The organism is Streptomyces sp. NBC_01426 (genome assembly GCF_036231985.1).
GTDB lineage: Bacteria > Actinomycetota > Actinomycetes > Streptomycetales > Streptomycetaceae > Streptomyces.
Genome location: NZ_CP109502.1, coordinates 416,939 through 431,365 on the forward strand (window position 1 = coordinate 416,939; position 14,427 = coordinate 431,365).

Genomic DNA, 14,427 nt, shown 5'->3' on the forward strand with positions numbered 1-14,427 from the left:
TCCCGCTTGAACGTCACCCCCGTCGCCACGTTGCTGCCGAGCAGGTGGGGACCCATGGCGGTGCCCGCGCTGCCGGTCGCGGAGAACTTCGTCCCGGTGGTGAGCGTGGTGCTGTCGGCCAGGTAACCGGCCGCCTATGGGCCGTACTGATGCTGGCGTTCGGCAGGGCGACGGGCCCTGCGGATCGCCCGTGAGCGTCGCCTGGTCGGCCGCGAACACCGCCGAGGGGACCGTCCGCGTCCGCGACGTCGAGGCCACCGACCCGCGCGCCTACGCCGCCCTGTGGCGCTTCCTCCTCGACACCGACCTCATCTCGCGCGTCGTGGCCCCCAACCGCCCCGTGGACGACGCCCTGTTCCACCTCGTCTCCGACGTGCGGCACTGTGCCCCGACTGTGCTCGACAGCCTCTACGCGCGCGTCGCCGACGCCCCGATCGCGCTGACCGCCCGTTCCTACGCGGCCCCGGTCGACCTCGTTCTCGACCTCGACGACGCCCTCGCGCCTGGAACCGGGGCCGCTGGCGGCTCACCGGCGACGCCTCCGGCGCGGTGTGCGCTCGTACCTACGACGCCCCCGACCTCTCCCTGGACGCCAGCGCCCTCGACTCGGCCTACCTGGGCGGCACCAGCCTGACCGAACTGGCCGCCGCGGGCCGGGTTCGTGAGCACGCCCCGGGCGCGCTCGCCGCCGCCACGACGGCCTTCACCTCACCCGCCGCGCCCTGGCTCCCGCACGGCTTCTGCCGCTCCCCGCTGCCCCGGCTCTGACCGGGTCTGTACGGTCAACGGCCCTGTCTCACATTGGGTGGTGACGCAGAGTGGTGTAGGTCGTTGATGTGAGCGTGGAGAGTCTCAACGAGCTGGTGGCGACGGTGTTTTCGGGGATATACCCGCTGGTCATCGAGGATATGGTCGACGAGGGTGAGCGCGTGGTCGTGAGGGGCGGACTCAGGGATCGACCGCGGTCTGCCCGGTGTGCGGGGTGTTGTCGGGGCGGGTGCACGGCTATCACTGGCGGACAGTCGCCGACCTGCCGATCGACGGTCGGCGGGTCGTGGCACGCGTCCGGGTTCGACGTCTGGTGTGTCCGACCCGCGGCTGCCGCCACACCTTTCGCGAGCAGCTGCCTGGGGTGCTGGAGCGATACCAGCGGCGCACAACGCGAACTGCCACACCAAAGCCGTCATCGGCTGGGCAACCGCCGAACACATGAAAACCTCCCTCATATCCGACGCCATCCACATGGCCGCCAGGTGCTCATCGCGCCGGCTGCGGGGCCGACGGCGGACGGGTGTGGGCGGCGTAGTGGGTGCTCGGCGCGATCGGCGCGTCCGTCTCGGCGAGGACGTCGCAGATCGGCTGGACGCCGAACTGTTCCTTGTGCTGGTCGATGTAGGCGACCTTCATCGCAGTGGACGGTCCAGCTCCGCGGCGAAGAAAGCCGAGGCAGACCTCAATATCGCGTTCGCCCGCCGCAGTTCCTTCACCTCCCGCTCCAGCTCCGCGATCCGGACGGCCTCGGCGCTGGTGGTCCCGGGCGCGAGGCCCTCGTCGACTTCGGCCCGTTTCACCCACCCCCGCAAAGCCTCGGGGTGCACGTCCAGCTGGTCGGCGATGCGCTTGAGCGCTCCGGCCCGACCGACCCGGTCCTTGCGGGCCCCGACCGCCAGACGCGTCGCGCGTTCACGCAGTTCATCGGGGTACTTACGGGGAGCAGCCACGATCGGCATCCTTCCGGGTCTTGATGATCTCCATCAAACCCAGGGCGGTTCAACTGGCTCACCCAAGCAGCCCGAGCCATCGTCACCCTGGAGAGCTACCGCTAAAAATCCTCATGTGACAACGCCCGCCGACGCCCAAGACGATCGTCGTGGATTCCTCGGACCGGTCGGCTATCGCCCACTACCGCTCTTATCCTGACATGTATGGATACATGCTGTTAGGGCAGGATACTCACGGGCTCGCGCGCCCCGCCAACCCGGTTTCGTTCGCGACCAGGGCGGCCTGCGTCCGGTTGTCCAGGTGCAGTTTGCCGAGCAGCCGGGAGACGTACGTCTTCACGCTGGCCCGGGACAGGTGGAGTTCCTCTGCGATCTGCGCGTTCTCGAATCCGTGCCCCAGCAGCCGCAGCACCTGCCGTTCGCTGTCGTTGAGCAGCCGGACCCGGTGGTGGGAGCGGGCGAACTGCGCCTGACAGCCGGACGGCCGATCCATGAGTCCGCCGAACACCTCGGGGGCGATGGCGCAGCCGTCGGCCAGGACGTGGCACAGCACCGCGCCCAGCAGCCCGGCGTCCAGGTCGCGCGTGACGAAGCCGCGGGCGCCCGCGTCGAGCGCCTCGTCGAGCCCCTCGTGACCGCCGCCCCCGGTGAGCAGGACGACCTTGGGCGGGCGCGGCAGGAGACCGCCGAGCCGGTCCACGCGCAGCCCAAGGGAGCGAGCCAGGGCGAGGTCCATGAGCACGAGTTCGGGTTCCGTGCTGCGCAGCAGCCGCGTCACCTCGGCCGGGATGCCGGCTTCGGCGACCACGTCGTAGCGGCCCAGCTCCTCTTCCAGGACGCGGCGCAGCTCGGCACGGAAGACGGGTTCGGGGTCCGCGATGAGAACGGTGCGCCGGTTCTCCTGCTGCATTGCGTCCACCGGTGCTCCATGAATTTCCGCCGTCGAGTTCATGATCACATTGTCACCGTTACGACTTAGGATCGACGTAACGAACTCTTAAATTGGCCTAAGAATCGTCAGATTGCCCTCGCCGACACGGATTGACGATGATCGGTGGACCATCCGAAATGGAGATCGGTTCCACCTTTCTTCATATTGGGGACTTTGGCCCTTCGGTAAAAGGGGCCAAAGGCACTTCAGGTTGAACTCGTAGTGTCGGTTTGGGTGATCATGGTGGGCTCCATGGTCAGCCCGGTCTGGGCGAGGCAGCCGTCGATCAGCTCGGGCCGGTACTGGATCTTCTTGAGCTTGCGCTTGATGATGCGGGTGAGACCGGCGAGGTCGGCGGCGACGAAGTTGGTGATCGACCGTTTGAGCAGAGACCAGACGCCTTCGGTGGGGTTGAGGTCGGGCGCATAGCTGGGGAGCTGGTAGATCCGCAGCCAGTCCTTGTTCTCTTCGGCGTAGTCCGCCAGCTCCTGGCGCAGGTGGACGGACAGGTTGTCCCAGCACCACACGATCGGGGTGCCGAGCTGCTGGTGGGTGGCCGTGATGAGGTCGCGGTACTCAGGTTGAACTCGTAGTGTCGGCGTGGCTGCTGACGGGTTGTGATGCCTGCGGTATGTCATGGGGATGAGGTATGCGCAGGCGGGCGGGTGTACGCCCGAGGAGCAGGCGGCGCGTGAGCGGTTGAGGCTGGAGGCGGCCGAGTGGTTCGCACGTGGGGAGACCACGGTCAAGATCGCCCGGGAGCTGAGGGTGTCCGATCGCTCGGTGTTGCGGTGGCGGCGGGTGTGGGAGTCGGGCGGGGTGGAGGCCCTGCGCTCGAGGGGGCCGGTGTCGGTGGAGAGGCTGTCCGCGGGGCAGTGGGCCAGGCTGGAGGCGGAGCTGGCGCGGGGTCCGCTGGTGCATGGTTTCGAGGACGACCAGCGGTGGACGCTGAAGCGGATCAAGCTGCTGATCGGCCGGATGTTCCATGTCGGCTATACGGTGCAGGGGGTGTGGAAGCTGCTGCGCCGGCACGGCTGGAGCTGCCAGGTCCCGGTGCGTCGGGCCGTCGAGCGGGACGAGGCCTCCATCGAGGTGTGGAAAGAGCAGGTGTGGCCGGAGGTAAAAGAGCGGCGGCGGACCTGGGTGCCCACATCTGCTTCGAAGACGAGGCAGGACAGGCCCTGAGCCCGCCGCGGGGACGCACCTGGGCACCACGCGGCCGACGCCCCACGGTGCGGGGCCGGGGCCGCGGACGCGTGAACATCGCCGGCGTCAGCTGCTACCGGCCCGGCCACCGCACCCACTTCTTCTACAAGCTGCACGTCTACCACGGCCGTAAGAATGAGCCCAAGAGCTTCTCCTGGCAGGACTACCGCGACCTCATCACGGCCACCCACCAGCAGCTCGGCACCCCGATCGTGTGGTGCTGGGACAACCTGTCCGTCCACCTGCGCCAGGAGCTGGCGGACTACGCCGAAGAGAACAAGGACTGGCTGCGGATCTACCAGCTCCCCAGCTATGCGCCCGACCTCAACCCCACCGAAGGCGTCTGGTTCCCTGCTCAAACGGTCGATCACCAACTTCGTCGCCGCCGACCTCGCCGGTCTCAACCGCATCATCAAGCGCAAGCTCAAGAAGATCCGAGTACCGGCCCGAGCTGATCGACGGCTGCCTCGCCCAGACCGGGCTGAGCCATGGAGCCCACCATGATCACCCAAACCGACACTACGAGTTCAACCTGAGTATGCGCCCGACCTCAACCCCAACGAAGGCGTCTGGTCCCTGCTCAAACGGTCGATCACCAACTTCGTCGCCGCCGACCTCGCCGGTCTCACCCGCATCATCAAGCGCAAGCTCAAGAAGATCCAGTACCGGCCCGAGCTGATCGACGGCTGCCTCGCCCAGACCGGGCTGACCATGGAGCCCACCATGATCACCCAAACCGACACTACGAGTTCAACCTGAGGTACCCGCCCGCCTGCGCATACCTCATCCCCATGACATACCGCAGGCATCACAACCCGTCAGCATCACGCCAACACTACGAGTTCAACCTGAGCAGGTGCCCTGTGCCGTCGCATGCGCAAGCCTCGAACGACGTGAATGCGGCACATGCCCTCAACTTGATCTTTAACGTTCGGCGTCGAATGGTGAGTCGAACTTGATCACTCGGTTCGGTAACCGCCGTACGCAGAGGCGGCCTTCGTCTGGATCATGTGCTCCGACCAAGGAACACACACGTCCAGCGCGAAGGCCGTGAGGATGAGTCTGCTGCATCGTGATGCCCGGCGAGAGCCGCTGGCGGAACTGTCACGCTTCCGGGGCGAGTTCTACTCCTGCCTGACCGCTCGTTCGGACGGGCTGTTCGAGGGCTGGCTGATGCTGTTCTGTGCGGCGACGGGCCGGTGAGGTCGCTGGCCGAACTGTCGCTGGTGGGCGAACACCGCCGCGGCCATGGCGGGCTCTACGCAGTTGTGGCTCGCGGCTGGGTCGACACCGCCCGGCTGCGGCAGGCACTGGCGGCGGTGCCGCTGCCCCGCGCTGCCGACGGCCGGCTGGTGCTGGCCATCGACATCACCTGCTGGCTGCGGCCCGACGCCCACACCTCACCCGAGCGGATCCTGTGCCACACATACGGCCGGGGCAAGGACCAGCACATTCCCGTCCCCGGCTGGCCGTACTCGATCATCTGCGCGCTCGAGCCCGGCCGCAGCTCGTGGACCGCACCCATGCCTGACCGGCAGGAGTCCACGTTGCTGCTGCGATGGGCCCGAGACACCGGGTTGGCAGCCAATAGCCGCCAGGAGCAGCACTTGGCCGCGATGCGGCTGGAGGTTCTGGCTCAGGGCGCGCTGCCGCAAGGCGGTGCGGAGGATGTGGTGCTGACCGCTCAGTGGGCGGCGTTCGTCTGCTGGGTAGACGACCACATCGACCGGCGGGGCCTGGGCACGGTCCCGGGTGAGTTGGAACAATTCACTGCTTCCTTGCGGCAGGTGTTCGCGACCGGTGGGGAGATATCCACGGGGACGGCACCGCAGGCGGTGGTGCTTGCGCGGCTGTGGGGTCGTACCGCTCCGGGCATGTCGGCCCGGTGGCGGCGGCGGTTCGCCGCGGATTACACCGATTTCCTGGATGCCTGTGAGGCGGAGGCAGCACTGCGGCGTGCCGGGGTCCGGTTGCCGCTGGCGCACTACCTTCGGCTGAGACGGCGCACGATCACGTTGCTTCCCATGCTGGACGTGTTGGAGCGCACCGGCCAGGCCTCGTTGCCGGAGGTGGTGTGGGCGGGTGAGCGGTTGCGGGATCTGCGGTGGGCGGTGGCCGACGTCGCGGGCTGGGCCAATGATGTGGCTTCGGTCGGTGACGACGCGGCGGACGGCCAGGACAACCTGGTGGCGATCCTGGCTCGGGAGGGTGACTGCTCGCCGCGGGCGGCGCGGTGCCGGGCGGCGGCCATGATCGAGGAACGCCGTGCCGAATTCGCTGCTACGGCGACGGCGTTGCGGGCGGACCTGGCGAAGGTGTCGGAGGGACGGGAGGAACTGGAGCGTTATGTGGACCTGCTGGAGAGGTTCATGGCCGCGACCTTGCGCTGGCTGTCGGTCACCGGGCGCTTCACGCCCGGGACCTCGGCCCCGGCTTCGGTGGCGCGGGCCCTGACTACGAGGCCCATAGCGCCCGATTCACCGGACGGGGCCGACGACCGGTCCATACCGACGACGCCCAGACAGAGGCCTTGATGAGAATCCCCACCTGGAACGCAGGCCTACCGCGCCGGCCCCACGACGCATCACCGTCCAGCCTTGGCACCGGCCACCGTCGCGTTAAGCACCCTCCTCCAAGGCCGGGTCAGCCCGGACGGGGCGGCGCTCGATCCGTGGCGCAGCCGCGCCCGGGGAGCTCTGTCCACCTGCGGCCCAGAGGCCGCCGACAAGGCCGCCACCGCCCCGCCTCTTCTCACCCTGTGACCGGCAGGTCACCATGTCCGACACCTCCGCGCGCCCGGCAGATCCGGTAGCGACGTTCTACGACCGGCTCACTGATCTCATCGCCGCCGCCTATGACGGCAACTTCCACCTCGGCTACAGCCCCGAGCCGGGCGACACCGCCTCGCTGGAGCTGGAGGCCTATTCACGGGGTTCTACCAGCCTTTCTTGTAGAAGGTGAGGGCGGTGATGGTCCTGGTGATGAGGGGGAAGGCTTGGAGGGGGCCGCGGTAGCGGGTGGCGAGGATCTTCCAGTCCTTCAGGTGCGCGATCGCCCGCTCGACGGCGGCACGGAGTTTGCCGATGCTCTGGTTGTAGACCTTGTCTCCGGCGGGCCGTTCCCGGCCTGGGGGTTTGCGTCTCGCGGTGAGCATGCCGGAGCCGACGTAGCCCAGGTCGCCGATGTCCTCCCGGTCGGCGAACGCGTCGGGGAAGTGGGACTGCCGCCAGGCATACATGTCGTGCCGTGAGCCTGGGACGGGCGCCGAGGCCGCGAGCGGTTCTCCCGACAAAGTGGCCGCGACCTGCAGGTTGAAGCCGGTGTCCCTGTGTTTGCCGGAGAACATCAAGGTGCCTTCGCTTGCCCAGTCCCAGGTGGTCACCAAGGTGCCGTCGATCAGGACGACCCGGCCGGCCGATACCTTCGTGGCATCCGGGACGTGACCGGCCAGGACTTTCTCCACCACCGGCAGCAGCGCCGTCCACCGCCTGGAGGCAGTGGCCTGGGAGACCCCGAACAACTCCGCGGCCGCCTCCTGGACGGTGTTCTGCCGCAACATGAACAGGACGAGCACCACCGACTTGTACAGCCCCAGTGCCCACATCCGCCCCGGCACCACCGTCCGGTCCACATCCTCCACCAACGCCCGATGGACCCGCTCCACCAGCCCGCCCAGTTGATCCCCGTCCAATCCTGTCGTAACGTCCCACCTCAACGGCCCTGCCCCGGTGGTGATCTGACGTCTTCGCAAACATCAGCCTACGGAGCAGGGCCGCCTTCATGATCAAGGAAAACGGGCTACGAAACCCCGTGAATAAGCCTCCGGGACTCTGACCTTGTGAGGGCCGGGCGCCTGGGCGACGCCAGAGTCAAGTGACAGGGGCGGAGCAGCCATGGGGAGCGTCTCCTCGTGCGGACCAGGTCCAGGCGTGCGAGGGCTGAACAACGGGTCGACGTCGGTCTGTGCTGCTGCCCCGCTCCTTGGTCGCCGCTCTTGCGCCGGTGTCTATATGGGGGCGAACCACCGGGCCGCTGTTATGTAGGCGGGGCGGGGTTCGTTGCGTGTGAGCGGCGTAGGACGTTGACGACGCGTTCTCGGCCGAGGATGGGGGCGTCTGGGCTTGCTTCGCTTTGGCGGACATCCGAGATCAGGGGCTTGGGCCCCGGAAGGATGATGTCCATCATGGAGAGCATGGCGAAGAAGAAGGTGCGTCCTCGACGCTCGTTCACGGCGGAGTTCAAGGCCGAGATCGTCGGTCTGTGCCGGCGTGGTGACCGCTCGGTGGGTCAGGTGGCCAAGGACTTCGACCTGACCGAGACCGCGGTGCGGAGCTGGGTGCGTCAGGCCGAGGTCGATGCGGGCGATCGGGACGGTCTGACCAGCAGCGAGCGCGAGGAGTTGGCGGTTCTGCGGCGGGAGAATCGCAGGCTGCGGGAGGACGTGGAGGTCCTCAAGCGTGCGACGGCTTTCTTCGCGACGGAGACCCGGTGAACGTGTACCCGTTCATCGAGGCGGAGAAAACTGCAGGTCACAGCGTCAAGAAGGCGTGTGAACTGTTCGAGGTCTCCCGAACCGCCTACTATGCCCGCCGTACTGGTGTCCCTGGTCCCCGCACGGCGCGAGACGCTGAGTTGACCGAGCGGATCACCACCGTGCACCAGCAGTCCCGCGGGACCTACGGTTCCCCGCGCATTCACGCCGTCCTCAAGCGCGAGGGCGCCGGCTGCGGCCGCAGGCGAGTGGCCCGCCTGATGCGGCAAGCCGGACTCGCCGGCCGTCACCGTCGTCGACGGCACCGCACCACCATCCCCGACCCCCAGGCCGCCACGCGTCCTGACCTGGTCCTCCGCGACTTTCGTCCCGACCCGACAGCGGTCGACACCCGCTGGTGCGGTGACATCACCTACATCGCCACCGACGAGGGCTGGCTCTACCTGGCCACCGTCATCGACATCGCCTCCCGCCGTGTCGTCGGCTGGGCCACGGCCGACCACCTGCGCACCGAACTCGTCGCCGACGCCCTCACGGCCGCCTGCCACACCCGCCGCCCGACCGGCCCGGTGATCTTCCATTCCGATCGCGGCTGCCAATACACCAGCCGTGAACTCGCCACTTTGGCAGGTGGGTTGGGGATAGTGCTGTCGGTCGGACGCACCGGTCAGTGCTGGGACAACGCACTCGCCGAATCGTTCTTCTACCGCAGCCCCGCCGAATACGAGACCGCCCTCGCGGCCTGACCAACACACCAAAGGTGTCCGCGAAAGCGGAACAAGCTCATAACACTGAAAGATCGCAGTCGCATGCTGACAGTCGGCCCACGCTCCCGCCACCTGAGGATCGCGAGCACCCCGGACAGTTCACCCGACGGAACGGTCGGAGCCTCACCCGATCACCCCCTGCCGGCACCGCGCCCCGTCAGGCAAGGTTCTCCCGCACGCCAACCGATGACACTCCGACAAGATACGCGTCTCCGCCGACCCGGCCACCCCCTCCCGGACTCCCAAGTCATCACTCCCCTCGGGGAACGCCCAGGACCCGGCAAGGCGCGAGACTTCCGGAACTCAGTCCTCGAGTTTCCCTGGCAACCACTTTGAAACGCTGCGAACAGGGCAGGCACCCCAGGGACTGAAGGGTTCCGAACGTCCCTCACGGGACGGCGCGGACGCTCCGTTTCCCTCGGTCGTCTGTCCGTGTGGCCCCATCGGCCACGAGAACATACACATCTGAGGGGCAGTCAGGGCCTGCCTTCTGAATTCAGGTGCCGTGGCGAGAAATTGGCTGAACGCTCCGAACTATCCCTGGATCCCGAATTGATCCGATCAGCACCGCCCGCCCCTGGATTCCCCCGGTGATCGGGCTCGGCGGTGAACTCCGTCGCGAGCCGGAACCCGCGGCGTTTCCGGTCGTTGGTCAGGGCTTCGGCAAAGTGACGGATCGTCCGATTGGTCATGGTCTGCGGCGGGTGGGTCAGTTCGGACGTGAAGCAGGCACGGACTTCCAAGATCATGGAGTTCTCGACGCCCCGTAATCCCGATGGAAGACCGTGCCTGCCGCCACATCATCACCGATCCCGCCTGCTCTTGACCAACTCCGCGACCAGCTGTCGGCCGGACTCGACGAACTCCCCGACCTGCTGGAACGCCTCACCGAAGTCCCCGACCCGCGACCCCCGCGGGGTCCGGCACGCCCTGGTCCACGTGCTCGCCCTGGCCGCAGCCGCTGTACTGGCCGGCGCGACCTCGCTGTTGGCGATCAGCGAGTGGGCCGCCGACGCTCCGCGCGACGTACTCCTCGCGCTGGGAGCCCGGCACGATCCGCTGATCACGCGTCCCAAGGTGCCCGGCGAGGCGACCATCCGCCGGGTCCTGGTCCGGATCGACGCTGATGCGCTCGATCGCGCCGTAGGCAGCTGGCTCACCGACCGTCAGCTAAGGGAACCGCAGGCCACAGCCCTGCGGGCGATCGCAGTGGACGGCAAGAGCCTGCGCGGCACCGCCCGCGCACACGGCCGAAAGATCCACCTGCTCGCCGCCCTCGACCACACCGCCAGTACTGTCCTTGCTCAACTCGACGTCGGCGAAAAGACGAACGAGATCACCTGTTTCCAGCCGCTCCTAGACACCGTCGCCGGTCTCGCCGGCGCCGTGGTGACCAGCGACGCGATGCACACCCAGCGCGAGCACGCCGACTACCTGGTCGCCCGCCGGTCCGCGCACTACATCGTGATCGTCAAGGGCAACCAGAAGAAGCTCCGCAAACAGCTCAAGTCCCTTCCCTGGAACGCGATCCCGCTCCAGGACCGCACCCGGGAGACAGAACACGGCCGCGGCGAGATCCGCCGCATCAAGGCGGCCACCGTGAGCAACCTGCTCTTCCCGCATGCGGCACAGGCAGTCCAGCTCAAGCGCCGCCGAACGAACCGCAAAACCGGCAAGGTCACCATCAAGACGATCTACACGGTCACCAGCCTGACCGCCGACCGGGCCACCCCCGCCCAGCTCGCCGCCCTCATCCGCGGCCACTGGACCATCGAAGCCCTCCACCACATCCGGGACGTGACCTTCGCCGAGGACGCCTCCCAACTCCGCACCGGCAACGCGCCCCAAGCCATGGCCACCTGGCGCAACCTCGCCATCGGCGCCCTCCGACCCACAGGAGACCGCAACATCGCCACCGCCCTCCGATACAACGCAAGAAAACCGAAGCGACCGCTTGCCCTCCTCGGGCTCACATGATCACGACGCACGGCGGGCATCCCGCGACTTTGCCGAAGCCCTGGGAGGGCCCCGAGGACGTTCTCGCGGCCAGGGCGAGGACGGCCTGGATGTGGAACATTCATTCGGCTCGCTTGCGTTCGTATAACCGGCGGGACTCATCGGAATGACGGATGCTGAACAACGCGGAGATGTATTGATCCGAAATGCTTTGAGTTCAGGCTCGTTGGCCGTGCGTGAGTGATCTGGGGAGTGCGCGGACGTGGTCGCCGGACGCGCAGGAGGCTGTACGGCTGCTGGCGGTCTCCGCGCTGGTGGAGAGCCGGTACTACAGGAGTGGTTCGAGGGCTCGTTGTCTGCGTCTCGCGTAGTGGATCCGTTTTGCGATGGTCTGGTGGGTTCGGCGCCATAGGGATTGGGCGGTGATGAGGGGCTGTCAAATGAGCGGTGTAACTGGGGTTGTGAGGGTTGCTGACGTGTTGCGGGGAGCTGGCCGTCGAGGGTGATGTCGAAGGCGTTCAGTGCGGTCTTCCAGCGCATGGTCCAGGGGGCCTGGCCCTTGCCGGTGGGGTCCAGGCCATGATTGCCGTGTAGACGCACTTCAGGGCGGCCTGCTCGTTGGGGAAGTGGCCGCGGGCCTTGACCGCCCGGCGGATCCGGGCGTTCACGGACTCGATGGCGTTGGTCGTGCAGACGGTGCGGCGGATCTCGGTGTCGAAGCGGGGGAACGGGGTGAACTCTTCCCACGCGTTCTCCCAGAGCCGCACGATCGCCGGATGCTTCTTGCACCAGGTGTCGGCGAACTCGGCGAACCGGTCGAGTGCGGTTTCCTCGGTCGCCGCGGTGTAGACGGGCTTGAGAAGCTTGGCGATCTTGTCCCAGTCCTGGCGGGCGGCATGGCGGAAGGAGTTCCGCAGCAGGTGGACCACGCAGGTCTGCACGACCGTGCGGGGCCAGACGGTCTCGACCGCGTCGAGCAGGCCCTTGAGCCCGTCGCAGACGAGCATGAGGACGTCGTTCACGCCTCGGTTCTTGATCTCGGTGAGGATGTGCATCCAGTGCTTGGCGCCCTCACCGCCGTCGCCGGCCCACAGCCCGAGGATTTCCCGCCGGCCCTCGGCCGTGACGGCCAGAGCCACATGGATGGGCCGGTTGGCCACCGCACCGTCGCGGACCTTCACGTGGATCGCGTCGATGAAGATCACCGGATAGACGGCGTCCAGGGGCCGGTTCTGCCACTCGGCCATGCCCTCGAGGACCTTGTCAGTGATCGTGGAGATCGTCTGGCGCGACACCTCGGCGCCGTAGACCTCGGCCAGGTGAGCCTGGACCTCACCGGTCGTCAGACCCTTCGCGGCAAGCGAGATGACCATCTCGTCCACGCCGGAAAGACGCTTCTGCCGCTTCTTGACGATCTTCGGCTCGAAGGAGCCCTCGCGGTCGCGGGGCACGGCTATCTGAACCGGGCCGACCTCGGTCAACACGGTCTTGGCCCGGGTGCCGTTGCGTGAGTTGCCGCCGTTCTTCCCGGCGGGATCGTGCTTGTCATAGCCGAGGTGGTCGGTGATCTCGCCCTCGAGAGCGGACTCCAGCAGTCGCTTCGTCAGCTGCTGGAGCAGCCCGCCCTCACCGGTCAGCTGCAGGCCCTCGGCTTGAGCCCGACCCACCAGCTCGTCGATCAACCGGTCGTCCACGGACTTCGACGGCACCGCCTCACACGGCTCGACAGTCTCGGTCACGTTGTTGCTGGTCATCGATGCATCTTCCATGATCGGGAGTTACACCGAACGTTTTACAGGTGGGCGAGATTGGCTGCGCTGATCACCTCGGGTACGGGAAAATGGGGTCGGACGTCCCGGTCAGCCGATGGGCCTGCGATGCTTGCAAGCTCGTTTTACAGGATGGCGATGGGGGCCGACCAGGGGACCACGGATTGTTGCCAGGGCGACGTCAGTCTGCCGTCCGGAGCACGCGTGTCAGACTCCGCCATTCCCTTGGCCCCTCCGGGATGCCCGCCGTGCACGGGGGTGTTCGAGCGGGAGGGAGAACAGGATGGCCCGGCTCCAGGATACGAAGGACGAGGTAATTTCATCTGAGGTCCGCGGGAGTGGACCTGGGCAGGCGGTTCCTGCTCGCATGTGTACGGACGCCGAGCACGAAACGGGCTGGCAGCTGGTCCTTGGAGACCGAACGATTCGGTACTACGACTGCTGAAGTCCGGCGCTTGCTGGCCTGGCTGCTGGAGCGGCAGGTCGAGGTGGTGATGGAGGCGACCTCGGACTACTGGCGTCCGGTCTACTACCTGTTGCAACCGCATTTGAATCTGATGCTGGTCAATCCAGCTCATCTCAAAGGGATTCGGGGCCGCAAGACCGATCCCAGTGACGCGGCTTTCCTTGCCCGGGCCGGGGCGTCGGGGATGGTGATGGCCTCGTTCGTGCCGGAGCGCGACATTCGCGAGCTACGGGACCTGACACGCCGGCGGACCGAGCTGGCGCGGGCGGCGGGTTGGGAAGCCCAGCGGCTCGAGAAGGAGCTCGAGGACACGGGGATGAAACTCTCCTCCGTCCTCAGCGACGTGGCCGGCGCAACAGGCCGGGCCATTCTGGAGGCTCTGATCAGCGGGGAACGGGATCCGGCCCGGCTTGCCGACCTCGCGATCGGCCGGGCCCGAAACAAGATCCCCGAACTCATCGAAGCCCTGGACGGGCAGTTCACCGGTCATCATGCGTTCATGGTCCGGCACTACCTGGACGAGATCGACCGCTGGAAGAGCGTCATCACGGCCTTCGATGCCCCGATCTCGACTCTGCTGGCGGATCGGGAGCGGGACCTCGCCGATCTGGCCACGATCCCTGGCATCGGCCGTCTGGCCGCGGAGATCGTCATCGCCGAGACTGGGGGAGACATGGCCCAGTTTGCCTCAGCCCACCGTCTCGCGTCCTGGATCGGGGTCTGCCCCGGGCAGAACGAGTCGGCCGGGGTGAACCGATCCGGCCGCACCCGTCCGGGGAACAAGAATCTCAAACGCCTGCTCGGGATCGCCGCGATGGTCGCGATCAGGAAGAAGGACTTCTACCTCGGTGTCTTCTTCCGGCGGATCGCTGCCAGACGAGGAGGCAAGCCGGCCCTGGTCGCCGTGATGCACAAACTCGCCATCGCCATCTGGCACGTTCTGCACGACCACGGCCCCTACCGAGAACTCGGCGCCGACCACTTCACCCGCCGCGATCCCGAACGCGCCATACGGCGGATGATCAAGGAAGCCAACAGCCTCGGACTGACCGTCCGCTTCGAGCCGATCGCGGCCTGAAGCACCCAACCACGGGGGTCATTTTCGTGTCAGTCCCTTGA

14 protein-coding genes, 6 pseudogenes and 1 other annotated feature are annotated in these 14,427 nt (G+C 67.1%); of the genes and pseudogenes, 13 read left to right on the forward strand and 7 right to left on the reverse strand.

What is annotated here, in order from left to right; translation table 11 throughout:
* Positions 1-136: 136 nt before the first annotated feature.
* The 3 genes and pseudogenes from OG906_RS40460 to OG906_RS40470 all read left to right on the forward strand — a co-directional run.
* Positions 137-634, forward strand: coding sequence for a hypothetical protein (locus OG906_RS40460; protein ID WP_329449179.1), 498 nt, complete (start codon positions 137-139; stop codon positions 632-634).
* On the forward strand, positions 550-768 hold the full coding sequence (locus OG906_RS40465; RefSeq protein WP_329449178.1) for a sterol carrier protein domain-containing protein: 219 nt from the start codon (positions 550-552) through the stop codon (positions 766-768). Before OG906_RS40460 ends, OG906_RS40465 begins: the two co-directional genes overlap by 85 nt.
* A gap of 68 nt (positions 769-836) precedes the next feature.
* A pseudogene (locus OG906_RS40470) lies at positions 837-1,165 on the forward strand (transposase family protein); the annotation flags it as partial.
* A gap of 92 nt (positions 1,166-1,257) precedes the next feature.
* Here OG906_RS40470 and OG906_RS40475 read toward each other — a convergent pair.
* From OG906_RS40475 to OG906_RS40490, 4 genes and pseudogenes are all read right to left on the reverse strand, one after another.
* The gene (locus OG906_RS40475) at positions 1,258-1,407 is read right to left on the reverse strand and encodes a hypothetical protein (RefSeq protein ID WP_329449177.1); all 150 of its coding nucleotides are present in this window, start codon (positions 1,405-1,407) and stop codon (positions 1,258-1,260) included.
* Positions 1,315-1,443, reverse strand: a sequence feature (AL1L pseudoknot). It overlaps the preceding gene by 93 nt.
* Complete coding sequence (locus OG906_RS40480) at positions 1,404-1,721, reverse strand: transposase (RefSeq protein ID WP_329449176.1); 318 nt, start codon at positions 1,719-1,721, stop codon at positions 1,404-1,406. Its footprint overlaps the feature before it by 40 nt. Before OG906_RS40480 ends, OG906_RS40475 begins: the two co-directional genes overlap by 4 nt.
* 232 nt (positions 1,722-1,953) lie before the next feature.
* On the reverse strand, positions 1,954-2,631 hold the full coding sequence (locus OG906_RS40485) for a response regulator transcription factor (protein ID WP_329449247.1): 678 nt from the start codon (positions 2,629-2,631) through the stop codon (positions 1,954-1,956).
* Positions 2,632-2,858: 227 nt separating this feature from the next.
* Positions 2,859-3,230 (reverse strand): annotated as a pseudogene (locus tag OG906_RS40490) (transposase); the annotation flags it as partial.
* Between the two features lie 64 nt (positions 3,231-3,294).
* Here OG906_RS40490 and OG906_RS43860 point away from each other — a divergent pair.
* The 6 genes and pseudogenes from OG906_RS43860 to OG906_RS40520 form a co-directional block, all read left to right on the forward strand.
* Positions 3,295-4,345: pseudogene (locus OG906_RS43860) on the forward strand (IS630 family transposase); the annotation flags it as partial.
* A gap of 44 nt (positions 4,346-4,389) precedes the next feature.
* A pseudogene (locus OG906_RS43865) lies at positions 4,390-4,617 on the forward strand (IS630 family transposase); the annotation flags it as partial.
* A 297-nt stretch (positions 4,618-4,914) separates the two neighbouring features.
* Positions 4,915-5,384: pseudogene (locus OG906_RS40505) on the forward strand (transposase); the annotation flags it as partial.
* Positions 5,382-6,392, forward strand: coding sequence for a terpene synthase family protein (locus OG906_RS40510; protein ID WP_443067518.1), 1,011 nt, complete (start codon positions 5,382-5,384; stop codon positions 6,390-6,392). The pseudogene OG906_RS40505 and the gene OG906_RS40510, both read left to right, overlap by 3 nt.
* 63 nt (positions 6,393-6,455) lie before the next feature.
* A complete protein-coding gene (locus OG906_RS40515; protein WP_329449191.1) occupies positions 6,456-6,620 on the forward strand; it encodes a hypothetical protein in 165 nt (54 codons plus the stop codon).
* Between the two features lie 13 nt (positions 6,621-6,633).
* The gene (locus OG906_RS40520; protein WP_329449172.1) at positions 6,634-6,819 is read left to right on the forward strand and encodes a hypothetical protein; all 186 of its coding nucleotides are present in this window, start codon (positions 6,634-6,636) and stop codon (positions 6,817-6,819) included.
* On the opposite strand, the gene OG906_RS40525 is transcribed toward OG906_RS40520, so the two are convergent.
* A complete protein-coding gene (locus OG906_RS40525; RefSeq protein ID WP_329449192.1) occupies positions 6,794-7,549 on the reverse strand; it encodes a transposase family protein in 756 nt (251 codons plus the stop codon). The two genes, OG906_RS40520 and OG906_RS40525, sit on opposite strands and share 26 nt — an antisense overlap.
* A 492-nt stretch (positions 7,550-8,041) precedes the next feature.
* On the opposite strand from OG906_RS40525, the gene OG906_RS40530 reads away from it, so the two are divergent.
* Together OG906_RS40530 and OG906_RS40535 are read left to right on the forward strand one after the other, a co-directional pair.
* Positions 8,042-8,350: a transposase gene (locus OG906_RS40530; RefSeq protein ID WP_443067509.1), complete on the forward strand. Its 309-nt coding sequence runs from the start codon at positions 8,042-8,044 to the stop codon at positions 8,348-8,350.
* Positions 8,347-9,096 (forward strand): IS3 family transposase, encoded by a 750-nt coding sequence (locus OG906_RS40535; RefSeq protein WP_329449170.1) that lies wholly within the window; start codon positions 8,347-8,349, stop codon positions 9,094-9,096. The genes OG906_RS40530 and OG906_RS40535 overlap by 4 nt, the downstream gene beginning before the upstream one ends.
* A 497-nt stretch (positions 9,097-9,593) precedes the next feature.
* On the opposite strand, the gene OG906_RS40540 is transcribed toward OG906_RS40535, so the two are convergent.
* A complete protein-coding gene (locus OG906_RS40540) occupies positions 9,594-9,866 on the reverse strand; it encodes a hypothetical protein (RefSeq protein WP_329449169.1) in 273 nt (90 codons plus the stop codon).
* Between the two features lie 73 nt (positions 9,867-9,939).
* Between OG906_RS40540 and OG906_RS40545 the strand changes: the two genes are divergently transcribed.
* On the forward strand, positions 9,940-11,094 hold the full coding sequence (locus OG906_RS40545) for an ISAs1 family transposase (RefSeq protein WP_329449168.1): 1,155 nt from the start codon (positions 9,940-9,942) through the stop codon (positions 11,092-11,094).
* A 459-nt stretch (positions 11,095-11,553) separates the two neighbouring features.
* Here the strand turns inward: OG906_RS40545 and OG906_RS40550 are convergent.
* Positions 11,554-12,827, reverse strand: a pseudogene (locus OG906_RS40550) (IS256 family transposase); the annotation flags it as partial.
* Between the two features lie 353 nt (positions 12,828-13,180).
* Between OG906_RS40550 and OG906_RS40555 the strand changes: the two are divergent.
* Positions 13,181-14,386: an IS110 family transposase gene (locus tag OG906_RS40555; RefSeq protein ID WP_329449193.1), complete on the forward strand. Its 1,206-nt coding sequence runs from the start codon at positions 13,181-13,183 to the stop codon at positions 14,384-14,386.
* The last annotated feature ends 41 nt before the right edge of the window (positions 14,387-14,427 follow it).

Excerpts from the sequence above, each read along its gene's own strand:
- OG906_RS40520 (WP_329449172.1), top strand. The coding sequence starts at position 6,634 with ATGTCCGACACCTCCGCGCGCCCGGCAGATCCGGTAGCGACGTTCTAC.
- OG906_RS40530 (WP_443067509.1), top strand. The coding sequence starts at position 8,042 with ATGGAGAGCATGGCGAAGAAGAAGGTGCGTCCTCGACGCTCGTTCACG.
- OG906_RS40510 (WP_443067518.1), top strand. The coding sequence starts at position 5,382 with ATGCCTGACCGGCAGGAGTCCACGTTGCTGCTGCGATGGGCCCGAGAC.
- OG906_RS40475 (WP_329449177.1), bottom strand. The coding sequence starts at position 1,407 with ATGAAGGTCGCCTACATCGACCAGCACAAGGAACAGTTCGGCGTCCAG.
- OG906_RS40460 (WP_329449179.1), top strand. The coding sequence starts at position 137 with ATGGGCCGTACTGATGCTGGCGTTCGGCAGGGCGACGGGCCCTGCGGA.
- OG906_RS40485 (WP_329449247.1), bottom strand. The coding sequence starts at position 2,631 with ATGCAGCAGGAGAACCGGCGCACCGTTCTCATCGCGGACCCCGAACCC.
- OG906_RS40540 (WP_329449169.1), bottom strand. The coding sequence starts at position 9,866 with ATGATCTTGGAAGTCCGTGCCTGCTTCACGTCCGAACTGACCCACCCG.